This is a genomic window from Amycolatopsis sp. FDAARGOS 1241, from assembly GCF_016889705.1.
Lineage (GTDB): Bacteria > Actinomycetota > Actinomycetes > Mycobacteriales > Pseudonocardiaceae > Amycolatopsis.
In genome coordinates this window covers 9,528,377-9,550,295 of the sequence record NZ_CP069526.1, presented here as the reverse complement: position 1 = coordinate 9,550,295, position 21,919 = coordinate 9,528,377, and the positions used below count along the sequence as shown (strand labels likewise).

Genomic DNA, 21,919 nt, shown 5'->3' with positions numbered 1-21,919 from the left:
AGTTGTACAGCACGAACGGTCCCGTGTGCGCCATCACGCGCACCAGGTCGGCCTCTGGTAACCGAAGCCGGGGTTCGCCTCCGAACCCGCGCCGGCTTCGCGCATGAACTCCGGCGAGATCAGCCGCCGCCCGCCGTAGACGCCGTTGTTCTGCTCCAGCAAGGAGAATCGCGCGATGTCGATCGGTCGCATGTGAAGGCCGGCGTAGCCCTCGGTGTGCCCGGCCTGGTCGCGCATCCAGAAGTAGTTGTCGCGGTCGATGCCGATCTCGTCGAACAGCTCGCGCTGCGCGAAGTCCTGGAAGTCCTTGTACCCGTGCTGCTGCATGCTCTTCTCGGCCATCGCGTTCACGGTCGCCGGGCCGTTCTGGCTGTACTCGAAGTACGTGCCGGGCGCGCGCTGCATCGGCGCGGAACCCCACACCTTCACGCGGTCGAACTCGATGCCCGGGATTTCGTTGGCCCAGTTCATCTTCACGCCCGACGTGTGCTGCAGAAGCTGCTGCGCGGTCACGGACCGGTGCACCGCGTCGCCGAGGTCGGGGAAGTACTTGCCGACGGTGTCGTGCACGTCGCAGATACCCATGGTCACGGCCCGGCCGATCACCGCCGTGGAGAAGCCCTTCGTCATGCTCCACACGTGCTGCGGCGTGTTCTCGAACACCGCGTTCAGCGCGCCGGTCTTCACCAGGCAGCCGAACCGCAGCACGTAAAGCGTGCGCTGCAGCGAAAGCAGGTGCGTGATCGCCAATTGCTCCAGCACCGCCGGGTCGAGCCCGGCTTCCTGCGGGGTCGCCGTGCCGAACGGCTCACCCTTTTCGGGTCGGCGCAGTTCTTGACCTTCGCCGGATCACTCTTCGCCGTGGTCACACCGCCATCCGCGGTGCCTTGGAAGAAGGGGGGTGCCAGCCGTTCCGCGGCGGCCACGGACGTGGTGGTTCCGGCGATGAGCGCGGCCACCACAGCCACCACGGATCCGGCCATGGGCTTTTCCGCAACAGGGGGAGACTCTTTTTCCAGATGTCGATCAACCGTCACCGTTGATCGGATGAACAACATTCACCGCCCGGTTCCACAAACCCGGGAGGGCACACCGGTTCTGATTTCCGGAAATGGTTTCCGCGCCGCGCGGAGTCTGCGTCGGCGCAGGAACACTGAAATTCACTAACTATCGTTCGTTAGTGGCATATATCAAAGCAACGGGAACGGGAAGAGTCAACCCGTTCTACCCGTTAGGGTGAAATATTTACCGATGCCCGGTTTGCGAACCCACGATCTGCAACGCGTAGCGGCTGTACTCGTCGGCCACGGAGTCGGCTGTCATGGCACCGTGGTCCCGGAACCAGCGCGCGATGCTCACGCACATCTCGCGGATGGCGAACGACGCGAGCGCCGGCGAGTCCACGTGGAACACCCCCGCGTCGGCGCCGCACGCGATGATCGCGCGGAACGCGTGCTCGTGGCGCCGGCGGCGGGCCTGGAACTGCGTGCGATGCGGTTCGCCGAGGCAGTCGGTGTCCCGGTTGACCACCAGGGCTTCGCGCCGGTGCGTGGCGTGGCGGAAGGCGTACACGCGTGTGGCGCGCGCCAGCTGCCCCGTCCAGTCGTCGTCCTCGCCGGTCACGCGCTCGAAGTCCTCGAGCACCGCCGCGGTGGTCCGGTCCACGATGGCCCGCAGCAAGTCCTCTTTGGACCGCATGTGGTTGTACAGGCTGGGCGTGCGGATCTGCAGCACCTCTGCGATCTGGCTGAGCGCGGTGCCGTGGTACCCCCGCTCGGCGAACAGCGTGAGCGCCGTGTCGAGCACGGCCTCTTCGCTGACCGCGCTGCGCGCTGCCGTCACCAGTTCCTCCCCGTCACGAGCCCGGCGGTGCCGAGGAACTCGGCACCCGTCAGCGGCCGGTCGACCGGCAGCACCACCTCGTCGGCGGCGACCTCGCACCGCCGCGCGCCGGTCGTGACCACGGATCTCTCCGGCACCGGCCGGCCGAACTCCGCGCAGTGCGCGGCGAGTGCGTCCGGTTCACCCGGAACGTCCGTGGTCTGCCAGCAGGTCGCGAATTCGGCCGCCAACCGCACGCTACCCCGGCCCGTCCCGGCGACGGTGATCGGCAACGGGCCCAGCACCGCCCGCACCTCCTCGGCCAGGCGCGCGCACCCGGTGACAGACCCGAACGGCCCGTCGTCGTCATCCGCCGGGCGCAGCCCGAGGGTGAACCGGCCGGCGCTGAGGTACTGCACGGTGCGCGCCCCGGCCAGCACGTGTTCCGGCCGGCCCAGCGGCACGAAGCAGCAGATGCGGGCGGTGGTGGTCTCGACCGCGAGCGCCGCGCACAGGCTGAGGTCACCGTCGACGTAGAGCGTGGCGCAGCCGTGCCGGTCCAGCTCGCGCCAGGTCTTGCGCGCGGCGTCGGCCGGCACGCCGGTGAGCCGCAGCCACGCGGCGGTCCTCACGGGTTCAGCTCGCGCGCGGCGGCTTCCACCGCGTCGACGATGCCGACGTAACCCGTGCAGCGGCAGATGTTGCCGGACAGCTCCTCGCGGATGCGTTCGCGGTCCGGCGCCGGTTCGCGGTCCAGCAGGTCGAGCGCCGTCATCAGCATGCCGGGCGTGCAGAAGCCGCATTGGAGCCCGTGCTTCGCGCAAAACGCTTCCTGCAACGGGTGCAGCGTGCCGTCGTCGGCCGCCAGCCCTTCGACGGTGCTGACGGAGCACCCGTCGGCCTGCACGGCGAGCATCAGGCACGCGCGCACGGGCTCACCGTCGACCAGCACGGTGCACGCGCCGCAGACGCCGTGCTCGCAGCCCAGGTGCGTGCCCGTCAGGCCGAGGTCCTCGCGCAGCGCGTCGGCGAGCGTGCGGCGCGGTTCGACGTCGACGTCGTGGCGGGTGCCGTTGACGGTGAACTCGGCTCTCATGCGGCGGCTCGCTTTCCGTGGGGCGCCAGGGCGCGGCGGACGAACTCCGCCGTCATCGCCCGCCGGTAGTCGGCCGACGCGTGGATATCGCTCTGCGGCCGGGTTTCCGCCGCCGCGGCGGCCGCGACCGCGTCGACGCCCGCGCCGTCGTTCAGCAGCTGTTCGGCTTCCGCGGGCCGCAGCGGGACCCCGCCGACGCCGCCGATCGCCAGCCGCCACCGGCCCGCGACCTCCGCCGCGGCCACGAGCACGAGCCCGAAGTCGCCGTGGCGCCGGGAAAACTCCGCGAACCCCCAGCGCTGCGGCACCGGCAGGTCCACGGCGGTGATCAGCTCGTCGTCGGCGAGCGTGGTTTCCAGTGGCCCGGCGAAGAAGTCCGTAGCCACTTCGGACCGTCGACCGGTCGGTCCGGCGATGTGGACGGTCGCCTCCAGCGCCGCCGCGACCACCGGCAGTTCGGCCGACGGGTCGGCGTGCGCGATGCTGCCGCCGCTCGTGCCGCGCGTGCGGATCGCCGTGTGCCCGATCCAGCGCGCGGCCTCGGCCAGCAACGGGTGGTGCTGCTGTTCGAGCAGCCGCGCGTGCCGCACCAGTGCGCCCAGCCGGACGCCGCCGTCGGTGGGCGTGATCGTGGCCAGGCCGGGGATGCGGTTGACGTCCACGAGCACACGCGGCCGGGCCATGCGCAACGCGAGCACCGGCATCAGGCTCTGCCCGCCGGCGAGGACCTTGCCGTCCCCGTCGGCGTCGGCGAGCGTCCGCACGGCCTCGTCGACGCTGTGCGCACGGACGTAGTCGAACGGGGCGGGTTTCACGTCGGCACCTCCTTCGGCCAGCTCGCTTCGAAAAGATCGTCCAGGGTGGCAGTCCAGGCACCTTCGAACAGCGTGTCGAGCGCTTGTTTCGAGTACCGCAACGACGATGGCGAGAACTCGGCGATCTCGCTCGCCCACGCGAAAGCGTCGTCGAAGTCGCCGAGCCGGTCGACGAGCCCGCGGGTGTGGGCCAGCGAAGCGTCGAGCCGGTCACAGCCCAGGAGCATCGCCCGCGCGGCGCCCCCGCCGGCGAGCAAGGCGAGCCGGCGCACCGTCCACGGGTCCACGACCAGGCCGTTGCGCGCGGTCGGCACCGCGAACACGGCGGACGGCGAGGCCACCCGCAGGTCACACGCGATCGCCAGCTGCGTCCCGGCGCCGATCGCCGGCCCGTTGACGGCCGCGAGCACCGGCACGGGCAGCGCGGTGATGCTGTGCAGGGCGGCGTAGAGCGCGCTCCGGAAGCCGGCGCCGTGGACACCGCGCAGGTCGGCCCCGGCGCAGAAGCTCGTGCCCCGCCCGGTGATGACGAGCGCACGCACCCGCGGGCCGACGTCTTCGACCGCCTTGCGCAGGTCGTCGAGGTGCTCGACGTCCAGCGCGTTGCGCCGTTCGTGCCGGTCGAGGGCGATGACGCCCACGTCGTCGCGGATCTCGGACGTGATCATCGAACCGCCTCCCAGATCGCGGCCGGGGTCAGCGGCAGGTGCGTGATCTGCACACCGAGCGCGTCGGCGACCGCGCCCGCGAGCACGGCGTTCGGGCCGAGCGTGCCGCCCTCGCCGACGCCGCGCACGCCCAGCGGGTTGTCCGCCGGGTGCGACAGGTGGCCGATCACGAGCTCGGGCACCTCGGCGCTCGTCGGCATGAGGTAGTCCATGAGCGTGCCCGTGGAGAGGTTGCCGCCCTCGTCGTAGATGAGGTGCTCGTACAGCGCGCCGCCGATGCCCTGCGCGATCGACCCGGCGATCTGCCCCTCGACGACCTGCGGGTTGATCACCGTGCCGGCGTCCTCGACGCACACGTACTTGAGGATCTTCAGCTCGCCCGTCGCCCGGTCGACCTCGACGACCGCCGCCTGCGCGCCGGCCGCGAACGCGCCGCGGATCGGGTCGTAGAACTGCGTCGACTCCAGGCCGGGCTCGATGCCGTCCGGCAGCCGGTTCGACTCCAGGTACGCCACGCGGGCGAGCTCGCCCAGCGTGCCGAGCGGCTTGGCCTCGCCGACGACGAACACCTCGCCGTTCACGAGCCTGAGGTCGTCCGGGTTCGCTTCGTACAGCTCCGAGGCGAGCCGAATGATCTTCTCCCGCACGGCGATCGCGGAACGGTGCGCCGCGCCGCCGCCGATCACGGCCTGGCGCGAGGAGAACGCGCCGAAGCCCCACAACGATTCGTTGGTGTCGCCGATGCGCACCTCGACGTCCGAATACGGCACCCCGACGGCGTCCGCGACGATCTGCGCCACGGTCGTTTCCAGGCCTTGCCCCTGCGACGTCACGCCGGACAGCACGGTGACCCGGCCGTCGGGGTTGACGCGCACGGTGCACGCGTCGTGGCCGGTGCGGAACGGCATCCGCGGGCCGGCCGCGGCCGCCCGGCCCAGGCCGGTGAGCTCGTTGTAACAGGCCAGCCCCAGGCCGATCGGATTCTCGCCCTGGGTGCGCCGGCGCTGCTGTTCGGCGCGGAACTCGTCGTACCCGATCGATTCGACGGCCTTCTCGAGGCATTCGCCGTACCAGCCCGAATCGTCGACCAGCCGCGACGGCATGCGGTACGGGATTTCCTCCGGCCGGATCAGGTTGCGCCGCCGGATGTCCACACCGGACATCCCCAGCTCGGCGGCCGCCGCGTCGAGCACCGACTCCATCGCGAACACGCTCGCCGGTCGGGCGACCCCGCGGTACGGGCCGGACGGCGCGGTGTTCGTCGCGACCCCGCGCACGGTGCAGCGGTAGTGCTGCAGCCGGTACGGCCCGGACAGCAGACCGCCGGCCATCAGCGGTTCGATCCCGGCCGTCCAGGGGTAGACGGAGTATGCGCCGACGTTGCAGGTCACGTCCGCGTCGAGCGCCATCAGTTCGCCGTCGGCGGTGAAACCGGCCTTGACGACGTAGCGGTGATCACGCGCGTGCGTGGCCGCGAGCAGGTGCTCGGCGCGGTCCTCGACCCACTTCACGGGCGTGCCGCGCAGCTGCCGCGCGATGACGCACAGCGCGACGTCCTCCGGGTACACCACGGCTTTCACGCCGAATCCGCCGCCGACGTCGGGCGCGATCACGCGCACGTTGCCTTCGGGGATACCGAGCAGCTCGGCGATCATGTTGCGCGCGATGTGCGGGACCTGCGTGCCCGACCACAGCGTCAGCTTGTCGTCGACCGGGTCCCACAGCGCGACCCCCGCCCGGCACTCCATCGGGTTGCCGGCGTGCCGGTTGGTGATCAGCTCGCGTTCGACGACGAGGTCGGCACAGGCCAGCGCGGCGGGCACCTCACCCGTGTCGAAGGTGCGCTCGAGCAGCACGTTGTCCGGCGCCTCGGCGTGCAGCGGTTCGGTCACCGGCAGCCACGCCGTGACGTTCACGGGCAGCGGCTCGTAGTCGACGTCGATCAGCTCCAGCGCGTCTTCGGCGCGGTAGCGGTCGGCGGCGACGACGGCGGCCACGGGTTCGCCCGCGAACCGCACCTTGTCCCGTGCGAGCAACGGCTGTTCGGTCTCCACGTAGGACGGCAGCGCCGAGAGCGCCCGCAGCGGCACGTTCGCGAACTCGGGCTGGTCCCCGGTGAACACGTCCGCCCGTTCCCGCGCGGCAGCCGCGTCGAGCCGGGTGATCCGCGCGTGGCCGAACGGGCTGCGCAGGAACGCGACGTGCCGCATCCGCGGCAGCTGCAGGTCGGACACGTACCGGCCGCGGCCGGTGATCAGCCGGGCGTCCTCCTTGCGCCGCACCACCTTGCCGATGGCGCCCGCGGCCGGCTCCTCCACCGCCGTCACGGCATCGTGTAGCCGCCGTTGACCGACACGATCTGCCCGGTGGTCCAGGACGAGAGCGGGGAGGCCAGCAGCAGCACGGTCGGCACCACGTCCTCGGGACGGCCGAGGCGGCGCAACGGGTAGGCGGACAGGATCTTCTTCATCTTGGCGTCGTCGGCGTGTCCGGTGTGGTCGTCCAAACTGGACGTCTGGACCAGCGCGATGGACACGGCGTTGGCCCGGATCCCGTGGCGCGCCAGCTCCTTCGCGAGCGACTTGGTCAGGCCGACCGTGGTCGAGCGTGTGGTGGCGGTGACCAGCAGCCGCGATTCGCCGACACGGCCGGAATCGCCCATGAGGTTCACGATGGCGCCGCCGCCGCTCTCGACCATCTTCTTGGCCACGGCCTGCGTGATCCGCAGCGTGCCGGCCACGGTGACGCCGATCTGCGGGTCCCAGTCCTCCTCGGTCGTCTCGAGGAACGGCTTGCTCTGCGTGGCCGCCGCGTTGTTGACCAGCACGTCGATCGAGCCGAGCTGCGCCGTGACGTCGTCGACCGCGGTGCGCACGGAGTCACCGTCGCGCAGGTTCGCGCCCACCGCGATGGCCTTCACGCCGAGCGCAGCCGCTTCCTTCGCCCCGGCTTCGGCACCGTCGGCCGAGGTGTTGTAGTGGAAGGCGACGTTGGCACCCTCCTGCGCGAACGCCATCCCGATCGCGCGGCCGAGTCCTTGGCCCGCGCCGGTGACCAGCACGTTCTTGCCGTTGAGCTTGAGGTCCACGGGGTCCCCTTTCAGATGAACTCGAACCGGCGCTCGCCGGCGACGGTCACCACCCGGCCGAAGCGCAGGCCGGGGAAGTGCGCGGCGGCGACCGCGTCCGGGCTGTCGGTGAGCTCGCCGATCAACCGCGCTCGCACGTGCCGGGCGGCCGTGCGGTCGACGTCGAAGACCGCTTCCCACGTCGGGTCGGTCAGCTCCACTGTGGAGTGTGCGACGTCGCCGAGGAGCAACGCGCGTTCGCCTTCACTGGACACGATGAAGATCGTCGAGCCGGGCGTGTGGCCGGGCACGTGGCGGGTGTCCAGGCCGGGTGCGAGCGTCGTGTCCTCGGTGAACGGTTGCAGCCGATCGGCCAGGGGCGACAGCTTCCGCACGGCGCCGGCTTCGGCGTCCGGGCTGTCGACGAAGTGCGCCCAGTCGGCCGCGTGCACGCGGTAGGTCGCGTTCGGGAACACGACCTGGCCCTTCTTCGTGGCCCAGCCGACGTGGTCGAAGTGCAGGTGCGTGAACACGACGTCGGTCACGTCTTCGGGAGCGACGCCGTGCTCACGCAGGCTTTCGAGGAAGCGGCCGCCGTGGTACTTGTCGTTGTCGATCGTGCCGACACCGGCGTCGATGAGCACCACGCGATCGCCCGTGCGCAGAAGGAACCCGCCGAGCGTGAGGTCGAGGTCGCCGCGGTCGTCGAGCAGGTGCTCGTGGCAGGCCCACGCGTCGGCCTCGCCCGGGCGGGTCAGGACCTCGCGGCCGGGCTCGCGGCCGTAGCCGTCGTAGACCGGTTCGATGCTGAGCGCTCCGACCTTCACGCCGGCACCACCAGCGTCCGCACACCCTGTCCCGCGGCCATGGCGGTCAAGGCGTCTTCGATGTCCGGCAGTCCACCGTGGCCGGTCACCATCGCGGCCAGGTCGAGCCGGCCGGCGCGGACGTCGTCGAAGTAGCGCGGTAGGTCGTGGGCCGCGTCGAGGGATCCCGCGACGCAGCCGACGAGCGTGCGCGCGAAGTGGAACAGCTCCAGCGCGCTGAAGGACACCTGGTCGTCCTTGCCGCCGACACCGACCACGCACGCGGTGCCGCCGCGCCGCGTCATCCCCCACGCGTCGCGGATCGTGCGGCCCGAGCCGACGCAGTCGAACGCGTAGTCCACGCCCTCACCGCCAGTCAGCGCGCGCACGGCCTTCTTCGTGGTGTCGTCGGCCGGGACGAAGTGATCGGCGCCGAGTTTCGTCGCGTAAGCCGCCTTGGCGACGTTGCGGTCCACGGCGATCACCGTGCCCGCACCGGCCAGCTTCGCGCCCTGGATCGCGGCCAGTCCGACGCCGCCGAGGCCGACGACCAGCACGGACGACCCGGGCGTGACCCGCGCGGTCTTCGTGACCGCGCCGACGCCGGTGGTCACCGCGCAGCCGAGCAGCGCGGCGTCGGCCGAGCTGATGTCATCAGGCACCTTGACCGCGGCCGCCGCCGGAACGACGGTCTGCTCGGCGAACGAGCCGACCGTCAGCCCCGCGTAAACGGGGTTGCCTTCGGCGTCCACCGCATACGGTTCGGCGCCGCGCGACGACCCGTTGACGCACAAGTGCGCCTCTCCACGTCCACAGTGGACGCAGTCGCCGCACGGCGTGATCCACAGCAGGATCACGCGGTCGCCGACGGCCAGGTCCGCGACGTCCGCACCCGCCTCCAGCACCGTGCCGCACGCTTCGTGGCCGAGCACGGCCGGCAGCTCCTGCGCGAGCACACCGCGGGCCAGCGACAGGTCCGAGTGGCAGACACCGGTGGCGTCGATGCGCACCCGCACGTCACTGGACCCGACGTCGCGCAACCGGATGCGCTCGACGGTCATCGGGGCGCCGGTTTCCCGCAGGACCAGCGCGTTGATCTCGGTCACAGCTGCACCGCCTTGATCTCGAGCACGTCTTCGATGCCGTAGTCGCCGATCTCGCGCCCGACGCCTGAGGCCTTGTACCCGCCGAACGGCGCGCGCGGGTTGAACGGCGCGCCGTTCACGTCGACCTGGCCGGTGCGGATGCGCGCGGCGTACTCCAGCGCGTGGTCCGGGTCGCCGGTCCACAGTGCACCGCCGAGCCCGTACCGCGAGTTGTTGGCGATGGCGATGGCTTCGTCGTCCGACTTCGCGGCGAGAATCGCCAGGACGGGCCCGAAAACCTCCTCCTGCGCGAGCCGGGAGTCGGGATCGACTCCGCTGTAGACGGTGGGCTGCACGTAGTAGCCGCGGTCCGGCAGCTCGACCGGGCCGGTGATGGCCCGCGCCTCACCCGGTGCGAGGAAGCTCTCGACCTCCTTGCGCTGCCCGGCCGAGATGAGCGGACCGAGCCGCTCGCCCGGGACGTACTTCGCCGAGGCGGCGGCCGCCAGTTCTTCCACCTGCGCGAGCCGGTCGGCCGGGACGATCAGCCGCGAGAGCGCGGTGCACGTCTGGCCGCCGTTGAGGTAGCAGTTCGCCACGGTGACCTTCACGGCCTTGGCGAGCAGCGCATCGTCCACATCGGACAGCACGACGCTGGCGGACTTGCCGCCCAGCTCCAACGTGACACCCTTGATCGTCTCCGCTGCGGCGGCCGCGACCTGCGCGCCGACCGGCGTGGACCCGGTGAACGACACGTGGTCGACGCCCACGCTGCGCGTCAGCTGGTCGCCGACGTCACCACCGCTGCCGGTGGCGAGGTTGATCGTGCCGGCCGGGAAACCGGCGGCCTCGAAGGCGCGCATGAGCTCGAACGCGGTGAGCGGCGTCAGCGCGGCCGGCTTGAGCACCACGGTGCAGCCGGCGGCGAGTGCAGGCACGACCTTGACGATGATCTGGTGCAGCGGCAGGTTCCACGGCGTGATCGCGGCGACGACCCCGACGGGCTCGCGCAGGATCACGGAGTTGCCGAGTTCGCGGCGGAACTCGAACTGCTCCAGCGCGTCGGCCGTGCGGGCCAGCACCGCCAGTGGAGTGTCCACGTGCAACTTCCGCGCCACCGGCGGCGGCGAGCCCTGTTCGAGCGTGATGAGCTCGGCGAACCGCTCGGCACGCTCCAAGATCACGTCGTGCAGGCGCCGCAGGGCCGCGGCCCGCTCGGCGACGGGCGTGGTGGACCAGCCGTCGAACGCCGCGTTCGCTGAGGCCACCGCGAGGTTCACGACGGCCGGCGAGGCCTGCGTGACGACACCGGCGGGCTCCTCGGTGGCCGGGTTCTCGACCTCGCAGTCGCTGCCACCGCCGGCGATCCACCGGCCGCCGACATAGAGGTGGGGTTCCCGCACCAGGTCGCTCATCGTGTCCCCTTTCCCTTGCGCGCCACCAGGATCGCCAGCACGGCCAGCAGCAGGGCCACGGCCGCGACAGGCAGCGCGCGCTTCGCGACGGTGCCGCCGACGCTCGCCATCACGTCGAGCGGTTCGACCTCGTCGAGGTTCACCGGCTTGCCGTTGATGCGCTGGACGGTGCCGGCGACCTCCGCTTCGAGGCGCTGCACGAACTGGCCGAGGAGCTTGCCGGTGACGTCGGCGATCACCCCGCGGCCGAACTGCGCCACCCGCCCCGACAAGGCGAGGTCGGTGCGCACGTCCACTGTGGTCCCGCTGCCCTGCGCGGTGAGCGTCGCGGTGACGGTGGCGGCCGCGTTGCCCTGGCCGCCGGCGTCCTTGCCCTCGGCCCGCAACACCGCGCGGTGAGCGGTCTCGTCCTTCTCGACGAAACGCGCCGTGCCCTGGTACTTCGCCGAAACTGGGCCCACCTTGATCTTCACCGCGCCCTGGTACACGCCGTTCTCGACGCCGAGCAGCGCGGCACCGGGCAGGCACGGAGCGACGCGCTCGAGGTCCGTCAGCACGCGCCAGGCGTCCTCGACCGGCAGGTCGACGGTGAAGGTGTTGGAGAGGTCCACACACACCACCTTACTAATTAACGTTAGTTTGTAGAGTAGGGCCGACATCGTCCCCGGGTCAAGCCGGGGCGTCGCGCGTCATGCGTCGATCAGGCGTTCCTGCAGGCGGAAGCGCATGATCTTGCCCGAGCCGGTGCGCGGGATCGCGTCGATCTCGAGGATCTGCTCGGGCACCTTGAAGTGCGACAGCTCCTGCCGGCACGCGGCCAGCAGCGCCGGCTCGTCGACCTTGCCGGCCTCGTCGGGCACGACGAACGCGACGGGAACCTCACCCAGGTCGGCGTGCTTGCGCGCGACCACGGCCGCGTCGGCCACGCCGGCGACCTTCAGCAGCACGGCCTCCACTTCGGCCGGGTAGATGTTCTCGCCGCCGCGGATGATGAGTTCCTTGGTGCGCCCGGAAATCGTGAGGAACCCGTTGGCGTCGCGCCGGCCGAGGTCACCCGTGTGGTACCAGCCGAGGTGCAGCGCCTCAGCGCTCGCCTCGGCTCGGTTGTGGTAGCCCTGCATGATGTTCGGGCCGCTCACCCACAGCTCGCCCTCCTCACCGACGCCGACGTCCTCGCCGGTCACCGGGTCCACCAGCCGCACGCCGACGCCGGGCAGCGGCAGGCCGCACGAGCCCAGCACACGCCCGCCGCCGGGCGTGTTCATGGTGACCATTGTGGACGTTTCCGTGATGCCGTAGCCCTCCAGCAGCTGCACGCCGAACTCCTGCTCGAACTCGGCGTTGAGCGCGGCGGGCATGATCGCGCCGGCCGAGACGCACATGCGCAACGTGGTGCTGTGGAAGCCTTTTCCGCGGGTGCCGTGGAGCAGGTACTGGAACATCGTGGGCACGCCGGGCATGAAGGTGAACGGCTCACTGGTGAGCAGTTCCAGCACCCGCGACGTCGTGAACCGCGGCAGGATCCGTTCCGTGGCGCCGACCGCGAAGACGCCGAGCACGCACAGGTCCAGCGCGTACGAGTGGAACAGCGGCAGCGGGCACAGCACCCGGTCGGCCGGCGTCAGCCCCACGATCGGCGCCCAGCACGCGGCGACGACCCACAGGCAGCTGCGTTGCGTCAGCAGCACGCCCTTGGGCCGGCCGGTGGTGCCGGACGTGTAGAGCATCCACGCGACGTCGTCCAGGCCGAGGTCGTCGCGGGGCGCGTTCTTCGGTTCCGCGGTCGCGAACGTCTCGTACGACCGCGCGTCCGGCGGGACGGCACCGTCGGTGACCAGCAGGACCAGCGTGTCGACGCCCCGCGCCGCGACCATCGTGCGGACGTGGTCGAGGTGGGCGTCGTCGGTGATCACCACGCGAGCATCACTGTCGCCCAGCTGGTAAGCCACCTCCGCGGGCGCGGCGTTCGGGTTCGCGCACACCCCGACGGCGCCCAGGCGGGTGGTCAGCAGGTACGCCTCGGCCGTTTCCACGCTGTTGTCCAGGTAGATCAGCACGCGGTCGCCGTGTGCCACGCCCTCGTCCACGAGGTTCCCCGCGAGCCGCCGCGTTCGTTCCGCCAGGTCCGCGTACGTGACCGATCGGCGGTCGTCGTAGAACGCGACCTTGCCGCCGAAGCGCGCCGCGTGCCCGACCAGCAGCTGGGGGATGGGACGGATCAACTCGACTCTGAGCATCGACATCTCCATCACGAGGTTAACTAATGATAGTTAGTTGCTGGAGTGTAGAGAGCACGAGGGGGCGGGGCAAGGTGTTCGCACTACGCCAGACAGGGGAACGCGCCAAGCACGTTCGAGCGCGCGGGTCAGCCCAAGCCGGCGACGCGCAGGGCGTACTCGCTGTACTTCTCGGCCACGTCTTCAGGCGAAAGTGGCCCGTCTTCGCGGAACCACCGGGCGATGCTCACGCACATCTCGAGAATCCCGAACGCCGCGAGCGTCGAGGACTCCTCGTGGAACCGGCCGGCCTTCACGCCTTCCTCGATGAGGTCCTTGATGGCCCGCGCGTGGCGCCGGCGCAGCTCCAGGACCTCGCTGCGGGCAGGCTCTTCGATGCTGGCGATGTCCCGGTTGACGATGAGGGCTTCGCGCCGGTGGGTGGCGTGGCGCAGCGCGTACACCCGGGTCGCGTTGCGCAGCCGTTCGGCGACGTCGTCGACGCCCTCGACCGCCTGCTCGTAGTCGGCCCAGACCTGTTCGGTCGTGTCGGCGACGATGTCGCGCAGGAGGTCCTGCTTGGCGCGCATGTGGTTGTACAGGCTGGGCGTGCGGATCTTGAGCTCGGCCGCGATCTGGCTGAGCGCCGTGCCGTGGTAGCCGCGCTCGGCGAACAGCGTGAGTGCGGCTTCCCGGACCGCAGCCGGGCTCACCGTCGTCTTCGCTTCGGACTTGCCGACCGCCCCTGGAGCCATGGGTCCATGATTCCAGCCCCCGTCGGGCGCGAGCGCCGCGTCCCCCGGGTGAGTCGCGCAGACTTCGCGAACCGGACACTTGTCTTAATTACGAGCGTTAGCTAGCCTCTGTCCACTTTGAAAGGAGCAGTCCACGACGACTCCCTCCCCCTCCTCTGTGGACACTGAGTTTGCGCTGGTGGAAGTCTCGCCGGCGTCCAGACGCTCGTGCGGTCGCGGCGCCGGTTCGCGGCCGTCGCGCTCACGGCCGGCCTCGGCTGCTTCACGCTGTTCCTCGTGCTCGTCGCGTGGCTGCCGGGCTCACTGGGCTCGTCGGTGTTCCGCGGCCTGACGCTCGCGTACGGGCTGGGCCTGAGCCAGTTCGTGCTGGTCGGGGTCATCACGTGGGCGTACCTGCGCCGCACGGCGCGGGTGTTCGACCCGCTTGAGCCCGCCGCTCGCGGCCGACCCGCGGTGGTGGCCCGGTGAACGCCGTGCGGCTCACCGCGTTCGCGGTGCTGATCGCGGTGACGCTGGTGGTCACGTTCTTCGCGGCCCGCAAGACGAACACGACCACCGAATACCTCGCCGCCGGCCGCGGGATCTCCGCGGCGCAGAACGGTTTCGCGGTGGCGGGCGACCTGATGTCCGCGGCGACGGTCCTCGGCTTCACCGCGCTGATCTTCCTCAGCGGCTTCGACGGCTGGGTGCTCGCGATCGCCGCGGCCGTCGCGTTCCTGCTCGTGCTGCTGCTGTTCGCCGAACGCATGCGCAACGCGGGCCAGCTCACCGTCGCCGACGTGCTGTCCTACCGGTTGCGCGCGCGGCCGGTGCGGGCGATGACGGCGTCGGCGAACCTGTTCATCGTCACCATCTACCTGATCGCGCAGCTGGTCGGCTCCGGTGTGCTGATCCGGACGCTGAGCGGGCTCACGTCACACCGGCGGTGATCCTCACGGGCGCGGCGATGCTCCTGTATGTGGTGTTCGGCGGCATGCTCGCGACCACGTGGGTGCAGATCATGAAGGCCGCGCTGCTGATGGCGGCCGGGCTCGCGCTGGCGATCGGGGTGCTGAGCCAGGTTGGCTGGAACCCGATCAGCCTGTTCGACCGCGCCGCCGCGGCCCACCCGCTCGGCGACGCGTACCTCGCACCCGGCGGCTCGCACCGCACCCCGCTGAACACGGTCGCGGCGGCGGTCGCGTTCGTGATCGGCACTGCCGCCCTGCCGCACATCCTGATCCGGTTCTTCACGGTGCCGGACGCGAAGACGGCGCGCGCGTCGGTGGGCTGGGCGATCGGGCTGATCGGCACGTTCTTCGTGCTGACGTCGATCATCGGCTACGGCGCCCGCGCGCTGCTCGGGTCCGCGGGTGAGAAGCCCGCCGGGCCGGGTGCGAACCTCGCGGCGCCGCCGCTCGCGCAGCACCTCGGCGGCGGGCCGGACGCGTTCGGCGGCCAGGTGTTCACGGCGTTCGTCGGGGCGGTCGCGTTCGCGACGATCCTCGCGGTGGTGGCGGGGCTGGTGCTTTCGGCGTCCGGCTCGGCGTCGCACGACCTGTGGTCCAACGTGATCCGCCGCGGTGGTGCGACCGAACGCGAGCAGAAGCTCGTGGCGCGGCTGTCGTCGGCCGTGATCGGGGCGATCGCGGTGGCGGTGACGCTGCTGGCGGGACCGAACATCAACGTCGCGTTCCTCGTCGGGCTCGCGCTGTCCGTCGCGGCGAGCGCGAACTTCCCGGCGCTGGTGCTCGCATTGTCGTGGCGCGGCACGGCGGGCGCACTCACGGGCATCGCGAGCGGGCTGGTGAGTTCGGTGGTGCTGATCGTGCTGATCGTGCTGAGCCCGGCCGTGTGGCCGGGCGGGGCGGCGCACGCGCCGTTCCCGCTGGACTACCCGACGCTCGTGTCGATCCCGCTGGGTTTCCTCGGCTGCGTCGTCGGGTCGAAGCTGAGCCGGGCACGCGAGGACGACGCGAAGTTCACCGAGCTGCGCGTGCGGGCGGCGACAGCCCTCGGCGCCGAGTAGGTCAGGCCGCGACCGCGCTGCGCAGGGAGCCGTACGTGCTGCCGAACGCGCGGTGCTCAAGGGCGACGTCGACGGCGTCGAGCAGCGCCTGGCGCAAGCCGGGGCGCGCGAGATCGGCGGCGTCGATCCCCAACCGAACGAGGCCACCACGCCGGGCCGCGCGGGCGGAGGCGAGCACGAGCGCGAAGCAGCGGACGGTCTCCGTGCGCTGCGACTGGCTCGTGAACTCCTGCACGCGCGCCCGGTGCGCCTCGCCGCTCACCAGGTCGCGGACGGTGTTCGCGTTCGCGCACAACGTGAACCCGTGCTCCCGCAATGCCAGCAGCGTCCCCGCCGACGCCAGCCACCGCGGCGGCGCGAACCCGTCGACGGTCACGCCGGTCGTGTCGAGCGCTGCCTTCGCGGCGATCAGGCGCAGCCGCGCCTCGTGCGCGGGCAGGTCCGCGAACTCCGCGCGCTTGCCCAGGTGCATGGCCCGGTGCGTCGGCGTGATGCGGTGGTCGTAACCGTGCAACAGCACGGAGTCCCCCGCCTCGGCTCGCGTGCGCACCCACGCGGTCACCGGCCCGTCCTCGGTCCGCGCCACGTGCAGGATCGACAGCGGCACCTTGCGCCGCTCCAGCTCCGCGGCGAGGTCGGCGCAGCGGTGCAGCGTACGCGGGGCGGCCCCGGACAGCGATACCAGCAGACGGCTAGCCACGTACCCATTGCGCCCCACTCCAGTGGCGAAGGTCTGACAACACCGTGAACTGCACAGAAAGGACACGTGAGGTGTCATCGCCGAACGGGCCGGCGCGGATTGGCCTGGATGAGCCGCAGCGCTCGCCGCGCGCGCCGGGCAAGGGCTTGGTCGCCCCCGCCGATGGCGATACGGGCGGGGCAATGCTCGCCGGTCAAGACCGGCGGCGCGTTCTCGCCGCACGCTATCCGAGCCAACGGCGCCGGCACGCAGCCGGCACCTGCGCTTCGACTACGCGCGGACACCAGCGCGTCCGGCCAAGCCTTCGTCGCCGCGGCCGAGCGCTCGGAAGGCGGGCGGCGATGTGGCCGTGGGCGGTGCTCGCCGGGCAATGGCAGCGAAAAGGTTCTCGCCGCGCGGTGGCGAGCCCGTGCAGGCACGCCAGCGGTGCGCGCCAGAAGGGCGCGGCGGTCCTCCGCGAGGTAACCAGCACGCGCAGGCACGCAGCCGGCAGCCGAGCGCCAGCAAACCCGCAGAAGTCACCCGCAGAAGTCAGCGCGTCCCGGCTAGGCCTTCGCGGCCTCGACCAGCCGGCGGAGTGCGACGGCGATGCGGCCGCGCAGGTCGGGGTCCGTGATGGCGGCGTCGGTGACCGCGTGGCGGGGGATGGGGATGCGGGCGCACGCGTCGTCGACGATGCGGGCGCCGGCGTAGGTGAGGACTTTGCGGAGGGAGTCGTGGGCGTCCGCGCCGCCGGTGGGGGCGGCGACGGAGGAGGCGTTGATCCACGACACGGGCTTGCCGTAGATCTCGCCGCCGCCGACGGTCCAGTCGAGGAGGTTCTTGAAGGAGCCCGGGAGGCCGCCCGCATATTCGGGCGTGCAGATCAGCACGCCGTCGGCCGCGGCGATCTCCGAACGCAGCGCGGCGACGGCCGGGGGCAGTGGCTCGTGGTCGTCGTCCGGGTTGAAGTGCGGGAGGTCGGCGAGCCCCGCGTAGACCTTCGCGTCGGTGAAGTGCGCGGCAGTGTTGATGACCGCCGCGTTCACCGAGCCGCCCCGCAGACTGCCGCAGATGAGCAGGATCACGGGCGCCAGTCTGCCAGCGAAACCGCCGCCGGAGGCTTGTTTTCTCCCTCATGCGCAGCGAGTAGGCAAGCGGCTACCCCCAGGCGAGCCAACGGTCACGCCCAGGCGAGCTTCAACCCCCGGCCCTGCGCCCGGCCCGCCTCCGCGGCCGGGCCGCGCGTCGCCGGGTCGAGCGGGTTGGCGCCGATCGCCGCGAGCGAAGCCTCGTCGGGCGCCACCACCGCGACCTCGGCGCCGGCCGCGCGCAGCGAAGCCAGCACCTCCGGCAGCGGCTTCTCCACCGGGAACAGCTCGGCTTCGCCGAGCGGCACCACGATCAGCACCCGGTCGTACCCGGCGGCGTAGTCGGCGTTGGCCGCCGACCGCACCCCGCCGTCGACGTACCGATGCCCCTCGATCGTCACGGCCGGCCACACACCGGGCACCGCGCAGCTCGCCGCGACGGCGTCGACCAGCGGCACGCCCGAGTCGTTGCCGAACACGCGCGGCTCGCCCGTCGAAGCGTCGACGGCGACGATCGACAGCGCCCGCGTGGGCCACTCGTGGGACGGCAGCCGCGACTCGATCACCTCGCGACGCTTCTCCTCCGGCACGGTCGTGGCGGCCAGCGCGAACGCGCCCACGGCCTGCCGCAGCTGGGCAACCGTGCCGCCGCCGGACAGTACCGACGCGAACTCCGCGCCGAACTTCTCCAGGTCCAGGTCCGCCGAGATCTCCGTGGCCTGCCGAGCCGGGTCGGTCTGGCGCACGTACAGTTCGCCCAGGCTCAGGCCGCTCCCGATCTGCGCCGCGACGGCCGACCCCGCCGACGTGCCGACGATCAGGTCCGCCCCGCTCACATCCCGCCCGGCGTCCGCGAGGCCGGCCAGCAGCCCCGTGATCCACGCGATGCCCGCGACTCCTCCGCCACCCAGTACCAACGCCTCGGTCATGGGCCCCAGTCTGCCAGCGGGGTCCGACAGTTTCAGGCGGACGGCCAGTCGGCCAGCGAGAGCCCGGTGATCCGTTCGTACGCCTCGACGTACCGGGCGCGCGTCGCCATCACGACGTCGTCCGGCAGCGGCGGCGGCTGCGTGTTCGACGCGCGGTCCCAGCCGGAGTCGGGGCCCGTGAGCCAGTCGCGCACGTACTGCTTGTCGAACGACGGCTGCGTGCGGCCGGGCTCGTACCCCTCGGCGGGCCAGTAGCGCGAGGAGTCCGGTGTCAGCACCTCGTCGGCGAGGACGAGGCGACCCTGAGCGTCGAGGCCGAATTCGAACTTCGTGTCCGCCAGCAGGATCCCGCGCTCGGCGGCGAGCTCCGCGCCGCGCTGGTACACGGCGAGCGTCGCGTCGCGCACCTCCGTGGCGCGCTCGAGCCCGATCTCCGCGGCGACGACCTCGAACGTCACGTTCTCGTCGTGCTCACCCAGCTCGGCCTTGGTCGCGGGCGTGAAGATCGGCGACGGCAGCTTCGCCGCTTCCACCAGCCCGGCCGGCAACTCGACCCCGCACACGGCGCCCGTGCGCTGGTAGTCGGAGAACCCGGACCCCGTGAGGTAGCCGCGGGCGACAGCCTCGACCGGCAGCATGTCCAGGCGCCGCACGAGCAGGGCGCGACCGCGGACCTCGTCCGGGATGCGCGGGTCGTCGTGGGCCTCGAGGTGGTTCGGGATGAGGTCGGCGAGCCGGCCGAACCAGAACACGCTCATCGCGGTGAGGACCCTGCCCTTGTCGGGGATGGGCGTGTCCAGCACGAAGTCGTAGGCCGAGATGCGGTCGGACGTCACGAGCAGCAGGTGGTCGTCCCCCACGGCGTAGAGCTCTCGCACCTTGCCGGCGGCGATCTTCGGGTATTCGGCGAGCGTCGTCACGGCTGCACCCTACTGCGCCATTCGTGGCCAACCCAACCACAGCCACGGCGGAAACCGTCACCACACGCTGGAACGTCCGGTTGGGTGTCCGCCTACTTTTGGTCGGATCGGCAACGGGACGCTGTGCGAATCGAGGATGATGCAGGTCATGCGCTACCGCTGGATCTCGTTCACCACCGACTACGGACTGCGCGACGGCTTCGTGGCCGCCTGCCACGGGGTGATCGCGCGGCTGGCGCCCGACGTGCGCGTGCTCGACGTGACGCACCTCGTACCGCCCCAGCAGGTGCGGCCGGGCGCCGCGGTGCTGGCGCAGACCGTCCCCTCGTTGCCCGACGCAGTGCACCTGGCCGTGGTGGACCCGGGCGTGGGCACCGCACGGCGTGGCGTCGTCGTGGTGGCGGCCCGCGGGGTGCTGGTGGGGCCGGACAACGGGCTGCTGCTGCCCGCCGCGGCGGCGCTCGGCGGCGTGCGCGCCGCGTACGAGATCGAGGTCGCGGACCCGGCGTCGGCGACCTTCCACGGCCGCGACGTCTTCGCCCCGGCCGCCGCCCGGCTCGCGCTGGGCGCCGAACCCGCGTCGTTCGGGCCCGCGGCCACCGACCTGGTGCGCCTGCCGGAACCGCTCGTGGCGGCCTTCCCCGGCAAGCTCGTCTCCGACGTGCTGACCGTCGACCACTTCGGCAACGTCCAGCTCGCCGCGACGCCGGCCGACCTGGAGCTGTCCGGGCTCACCGGCTCCGTCACGGTGCACAGCAACCGCGTCGCGCTGACCGCGATGATCGGCCGCACCTTCGGTGACGTGCCACCGGGAGCGAATCTGGTTTTCACCGATTCCGCAGGCCACCTGGCCATTGCCGTCAACGGTGGATCCGCTGCTGCGGTACTGGATTTGGGCGCCGCGGAGGAATGCACGATCACCGCTTCCCCGGCCGGCTGACGGCGTCCGCCCCCTTGCCAAAACCCGCGCGCGGCGGCGAATGTGAACGGCGGGAGGGCACAAATGGCGGTGTTGCTTTCACACGGGAACAAGGTGATTTCCGACGGGTTCTTCCGCGACGACGGCCTCGATTTCCAAACGCGCGGAGTCCTCGGGCGCGCCGTGCGCGGGGCCAGTGAAGTCGGGGAAGTGCTGGCGACCGTCGCGCGAGTGCGCCGCGCCTCGGACTGGGCGACGCAGTGGGAACGCACCGCAAGGGAAGTGCAGACGGAAGCCGAACGGGCGCGCGACCGGGGCCACGCCGTCAGCGCGCAGTCGGGTTTCCTGCGGGCGGCCACGTACTGGGCGTGTGTCGTCGACGGGCTCTCGACGGAGCCGGACACGGCGGCGCTGAAAGAGGCCTTCGTGGCCCACCGCGAGTGCTGGGACGCCGTGGTCGACTGCTCTCGAGGCGCCTTCGTGCGCGTACCGGTGCCGTACGAATCGACGGAGCTGCCTGGTTACCTCCTCCGGCCGGACACTTCCGGCGCGCCGCGGCCGACGCTCGTCGTCACCAACGGCAGCGACGGCGCGATCAGCGACCTGTGGACGTCGGCCGCGGCCGGAGCGCTGGCGCGCGGCTGGAACGCGTTCCTCTACGACGGCCCCGGCCAGCAGGCGATGCTGTTCGAGCAGGGCACCTTCTTCCGGCCCGACTGGGAAGCGGTGCTGACGCCCGTGGTCGACACCCTGATGGCGCGGGTGGACGTCAACCCGGTCCGCCTCACCGGCTACGGCATCAGCCAGGCCGGCTTCTGGCTGCCCCGGGCGCTCGCGTACGAGCACCGGCTGGCGGCCGCCGTGCTCGATCCCGGCGTCGTCGACGTGTCGGCTTCGTGGACCCGCACGCTGGGCAAGAGCATGCGGGCCGCTCTCGAGGAGGGTGACCGCGAGGCGTTCAACCGGAACATGGGCCTGGCCGTGCGGATGCCCGGGCTCCGCCGCACGCTGACGTTCCGGGCGCGGCCCTACCAGCACGAGGACTGGTTCGACCTGTTCACCGAGGTCGGCCGCTACCGGCTCGACGACGAGCTCATCGCCGGGATCACGACGCCGCTGCTGATCACCGATCCCGACGACGAGCAGTTCTGGCCCGGGCAGTCAAGCCGGCTCGCCGAAGGCGTGCGCGCGAGCGGCGGCCGGGCCGACCTGCTTCGGTTCACCGTCGAGGAGGGCGCCAACGAGCACGTGCAACCGCTGGGCCGGCTGCTCACGGAGAACCGGATGTTCGACTGGCTCGACGAGCACCTGCCGGGTTAGGTCGTGGCCTGTAAGTCATCGGAGCCAGAGGATGATGGCGGCGATGGTGAGTTCGGCGTGGTCGCAGGCGGCGCGTTTGGCATAGCGAGTGGCTAGGTCGCGAAACTGTTTGAGCCGGTTGAAGCAGCGTTCGACCGCGTTGCGCCGCCTGTAGGTCTCGGCGTCGAGGACGGGTGGGCGGCCGCCGCGGGAGCCTTTGCCGGCACGGAGGGCGATCTGGTCCTCACACGCGGGGCTGACGAACCGGATCCCGCGGTCCCGCATCGCTCGCCGGGTTGAGGGGTGCGAGCACGCCTGATCCGCGACCAC

At 71.5% G+C, this 21,919-nt stretch carries 24 protein-coding genes; 5 read left to right on the top strand and 19 right to left on the bottom strand.

Annotated features, from left to right (window positions below):
• Window positions 1-33: 33 nt before the first annotated feature.
• The 14 genes from I6J71_RS46275 to I6J71_RS46210 form a co-directional block, all read right to left on the bottom strand.
• Entirely contained in the window at window positions 34-762 is a 729-nt protein-coding gene (locus I6J71_RS46275) for a serine hydrolase (protein ID WP_204092642.1), read from the bottom strand.
• Window positions 763-1,245: 483 nt separating this feature from the next.
• Window positions 1,246-1,842 (bottom strand): TetR/AcrR family transcriptional regulator, encoded by a 597-nt coding sequence (locus I6J71_RS46270; RefSeq protein ID WP_204092641.1) that lies wholly within the window; start codon window positions 1,840-1,842, stop codon window positions 1,246-1,248.
• Window positions 1,839-2,453, bottom strand: coding sequence for a hypothetical protein (locus I6J71_RS46265; protein ID WP_204092640.1), 615 nt, complete (start codon window positions 2,451-2,453; stop codon window positions 1,839-1,841). Before I6J71_RS46265 ends, I6J71_RS46270 begins: the two co-directional genes overlap by 4 nt.
• On the bottom strand, window positions 2,450-2,917 hold the full coding sequence (locus I6J71_RS46260) for a (2Fe-2S)-binding protein (RefSeq protein ID WP_204092639.1): 468 nt from the start codon (window positions 2,915-2,917) through the stop codon (window positions 2,450-2,452). The genes I6J71_RS46265 and I6J71_RS46260 overlap by 4 nt, the downstream gene beginning before the upstream one ends.
• Window positions 2,914-3,732: a xanthine dehydrogenase family protein subunit M gene (locus I6J71_RS46255; RefSeq protein ID WP_204092638.1), complete on the bottom strand. Its 819-nt coding sequence runs from the start codon at window positions 3,730-3,732 to the stop codon at window positions 2,914-2,916. Before I6J71_RS46255 ends, I6J71_RS46260 begins: the two co-directional genes overlap by 4 nt.
• A complete protein-coding gene (locus I6J71_RS46250; protein ID WP_204092637.1) occupies window positions 3,729-4,400 on the bottom strand; it encodes an enoyl-CoA hydratase in 672 nt (223 codons plus the stop codon). Before I6J71_RS46250 ends, I6J71_RS46255 begins: the two co-directional genes overlap by 4 nt.
• Window positions 4,397-6,727 (bottom strand): xanthine dehydrogenase family protein molybdopterin-binding subunit, encoded by a 2,331-nt coding sequence (locus I6J71_RS46245; protein ID WP_204092636.1) that lies wholly within the window; start codon window positions 6,725-6,727, stop codon window positions 4,397-4,399. The genes I6J71_RS46250 and I6J71_RS46245 overlap by 4 nt, the downstream gene beginning before the upstream one ends.
• A complete protein-coding gene (locus tag I6J71_RS46240) occupies window positions 6,724-7,488 on the bottom strand; it encodes an SDR family NAD(P)-dependent oxidoreductase (protein WP_204092635.1) in 765 nt (254 codons plus the stop codon). The genes I6J71_RS46245 and I6J71_RS46240 overlap by 4 nt, the downstream gene beginning before the upstream one ends.
• Before the next feature lie 11 nt (window positions 7,489-7,499).
• Entirely contained in the window at window positions 7,500-8,294 is a 795-nt protein-coding gene (locus I6J71_RS46235) for an MBL fold metallo-hydrolase (RefSeq protein ID WP_204092634.1), read from the bottom strand.
• On the bottom strand, window positions 8,291-9,379 hold the full coding sequence (locus tag I6J71_RS46230; RefSeq protein WP_239154300.1) for a zinc-binding dehydrogenase: 1,089 nt from the start codon (window positions 9,377-9,379) through the stop codon (window positions 8,291-8,293). Before I6J71_RS46230 ends, I6J71_RS46235 begins: the two co-directional genes overlap by 4 nt.
• Window positions 9,376-10,773 carry an aldehyde dehydrogenase family protein gene (locus tag I6J71_RS46225; RefSeq protein ID WP_204092633.1) on the bottom strand — a complete coding sequence of 466 codons (1,398 nt, stop codon included), beginning with the start codon at window positions 10,771-10,773 and terminating at the stop codon, window positions 9,376-9,378. Before I6J71_RS46225 ends, I6J71_RS46230 begins: the two co-directional genes overlap by 4 nt.
• A complete protein-coding gene (locus I6J71_RS46220) occupies window positions 10,770-11,384 on the bottom strand; it encodes an SRPBCC family protein (protein ID WP_204092632.1) in 615 nt (204 codons plus the stop codon). Before I6J71_RS46220 ends, I6J71_RS46225 begins: the two co-directional genes overlap by 4 nt.
• Window positions 11,385-11,462: 78 nt before the next feature.
• Complete coding sequence (locus I6J71_RS46215) at window positions 11,463-13,010, bottom strand: class I adenylate-forming enzyme family protein (protein WP_204092631.1); 1,548 nt, start codon at window positions 13,008-13,010, stop codon at window positions 11,463-11,465.
• A 128-nt stretch (window positions 13,011-13,138) separates the two neighbouring features.
• Window positions 13,139-13,744 (bottom strand): TetR/AcrR family transcriptional regulator, encoded by a 606-nt coding sequence (locus I6J71_RS46210; protein ID WP_204092630.1) that lies wholly within the window; start codon window positions 13,742-13,744, stop codon window positions 13,139-13,141.
• A gap of 207 nt (window positions 13,745-13,951) precedes the next feature.
• Here I6J71_RS46210 and I6J71_RS46205 point away from each other — a divergent pair, with 207 nt between their 5' ends.
• From I6J71_RS46205 to I6J71_RS46195, 3 genes are read left to right on the top strand one after another with little or no spacing between them, the layout of a single operon-like run.
• Window positions 13,952-14,212, top strand: a complete 261-nt coding sequence (locus I6J71_RS46205; RefSeq protein WP_204092629.1) for a DUF485 domain-containing protein — start codon at window positions 13,952-13,954, stop codon at window positions 14,210-14,212.
• Window positions 14,209-14,673, top strand: coding sequence for a hypothetical protein (locus tag I6J71_RS50110; protein WP_204092628.1), 465 nt, complete (start codon window positions 14,209-14,211; stop codon window positions 14,671-14,673). The genes I6J71_RS46205 and I6J71_RS50110 overlap by 4 nt, the downstream gene beginning before the upstream one ends.
• Window positions 14,670-15,752, top strand: coding sequence for a cation acetate symporter (locus tag I6J71_RS46195; RefSeq protein WP_204092627.1), 1,083 nt, complete (start codon window positions 14,670-14,672; stop codon window positions 15,750-15,752). Before I6J71_RS50110 ends, I6J71_RS46195 begins: the two co-directional genes overlap by 4 nt.
• A 1-nt stretch (window position 15,753) precedes the next feature.
• Here the strand turns inward: I6J71_RS46195 and I6J71_RS46190 are convergent, their stop codons facing one another.
• From I6J71_RS46190 to I6J71_RS46175, 4 genes are all read right to left on the bottom strand, one after another.
• Window positions 15,754-16,452 (bottom strand): DUF2334 domain-containing protein, encoded by a 699-nt coding sequence (locus I6J71_RS46190; protein WP_239154299.1) that lies wholly within the window; start codon window positions 16,450-16,452, stop codon window positions 15,754-15,756.
• Window positions 16,453-16,997: 545 nt separating this feature from the next.
• Window positions 16,998-17,519 carry an NADPH-dependent FMN reductase gene (locus tag I6J71_RS46185; protein WP_239154298.1) on the bottom strand — a complete coding sequence of 174 codons (522 nt, stop codon included), beginning with the start codon at window positions 17,517-17,519 and terminating at the stop codon, window positions 16,998-17,000.
• 95 nt (window positions 17,520-17,614) lie between these two features.
• Window positions 17,615-18,451 (bottom strand): patatin-like phospholipase family protein, encoded by an 837-nt coding sequence (locus I6J71_RS46180; protein WP_204092625.1) that lies wholly within the window; start codon window positions 18,449-18,451, stop codon window positions 17,615-17,617.
• A gap of 32 nt (window positions 18,452-18,483) precedes the next feature.
• Window positions 18,484-19,371, bottom strand: coding sequence for a phosphoribosylaminoimidazolesuccinocarboxamide synthase (locus tag I6J71_RS46175; protein WP_204092624.1), 888 nt, complete (start codon window positions 19,369-19,371; stop codon window positions 18,484-18,486).
• A gap of 148 nt (window positions 19,372-19,519) precedes the next feature.
• Between I6J71_RS46175 and I6J71_RS46170 the strand changes: the two genes are divergently transcribed.
• Window positions 19,520-20,311 carry an S-adenosyl-l-methionine hydroxide adenosyltransferase family protein gene (locus tag I6J71_RS46170; RefSeq protein WP_204092623.1) on the top strand — a complete coding sequence of 264 codons (792 nt, stop codon included), beginning with the start codon at window positions 19,520-19,522 and terminating at the stop codon, window positions 20,309-20,311.
• Window positions 20,312-20,374: 63 nt separating this feature from the next.
• Entirely contained in the window at window positions 20,375-21,610 is a 1,236-nt protein-coding gene (locus tag I6J71_RS46165; RefSeq protein WP_204092622.1) for a S9 family peptidase, read from the top strand.
• 15 nt (window positions 21,611-21,625) lie between these two features.
• Here I6J71_RS46165 and I6J71_RS51590 read toward each other — a convergent pair whose 3' ends face one another.
• Entirely contained in the window at window positions 21,626-21,874 is a 249-nt protein-coding gene (locus I6J71_RS51590) for a transposase (RefSeq protein ID WP_370542064.1), read from the bottom strand.
• Window positions 21,875-21,919: the final 45 nt, after the last annotated feature.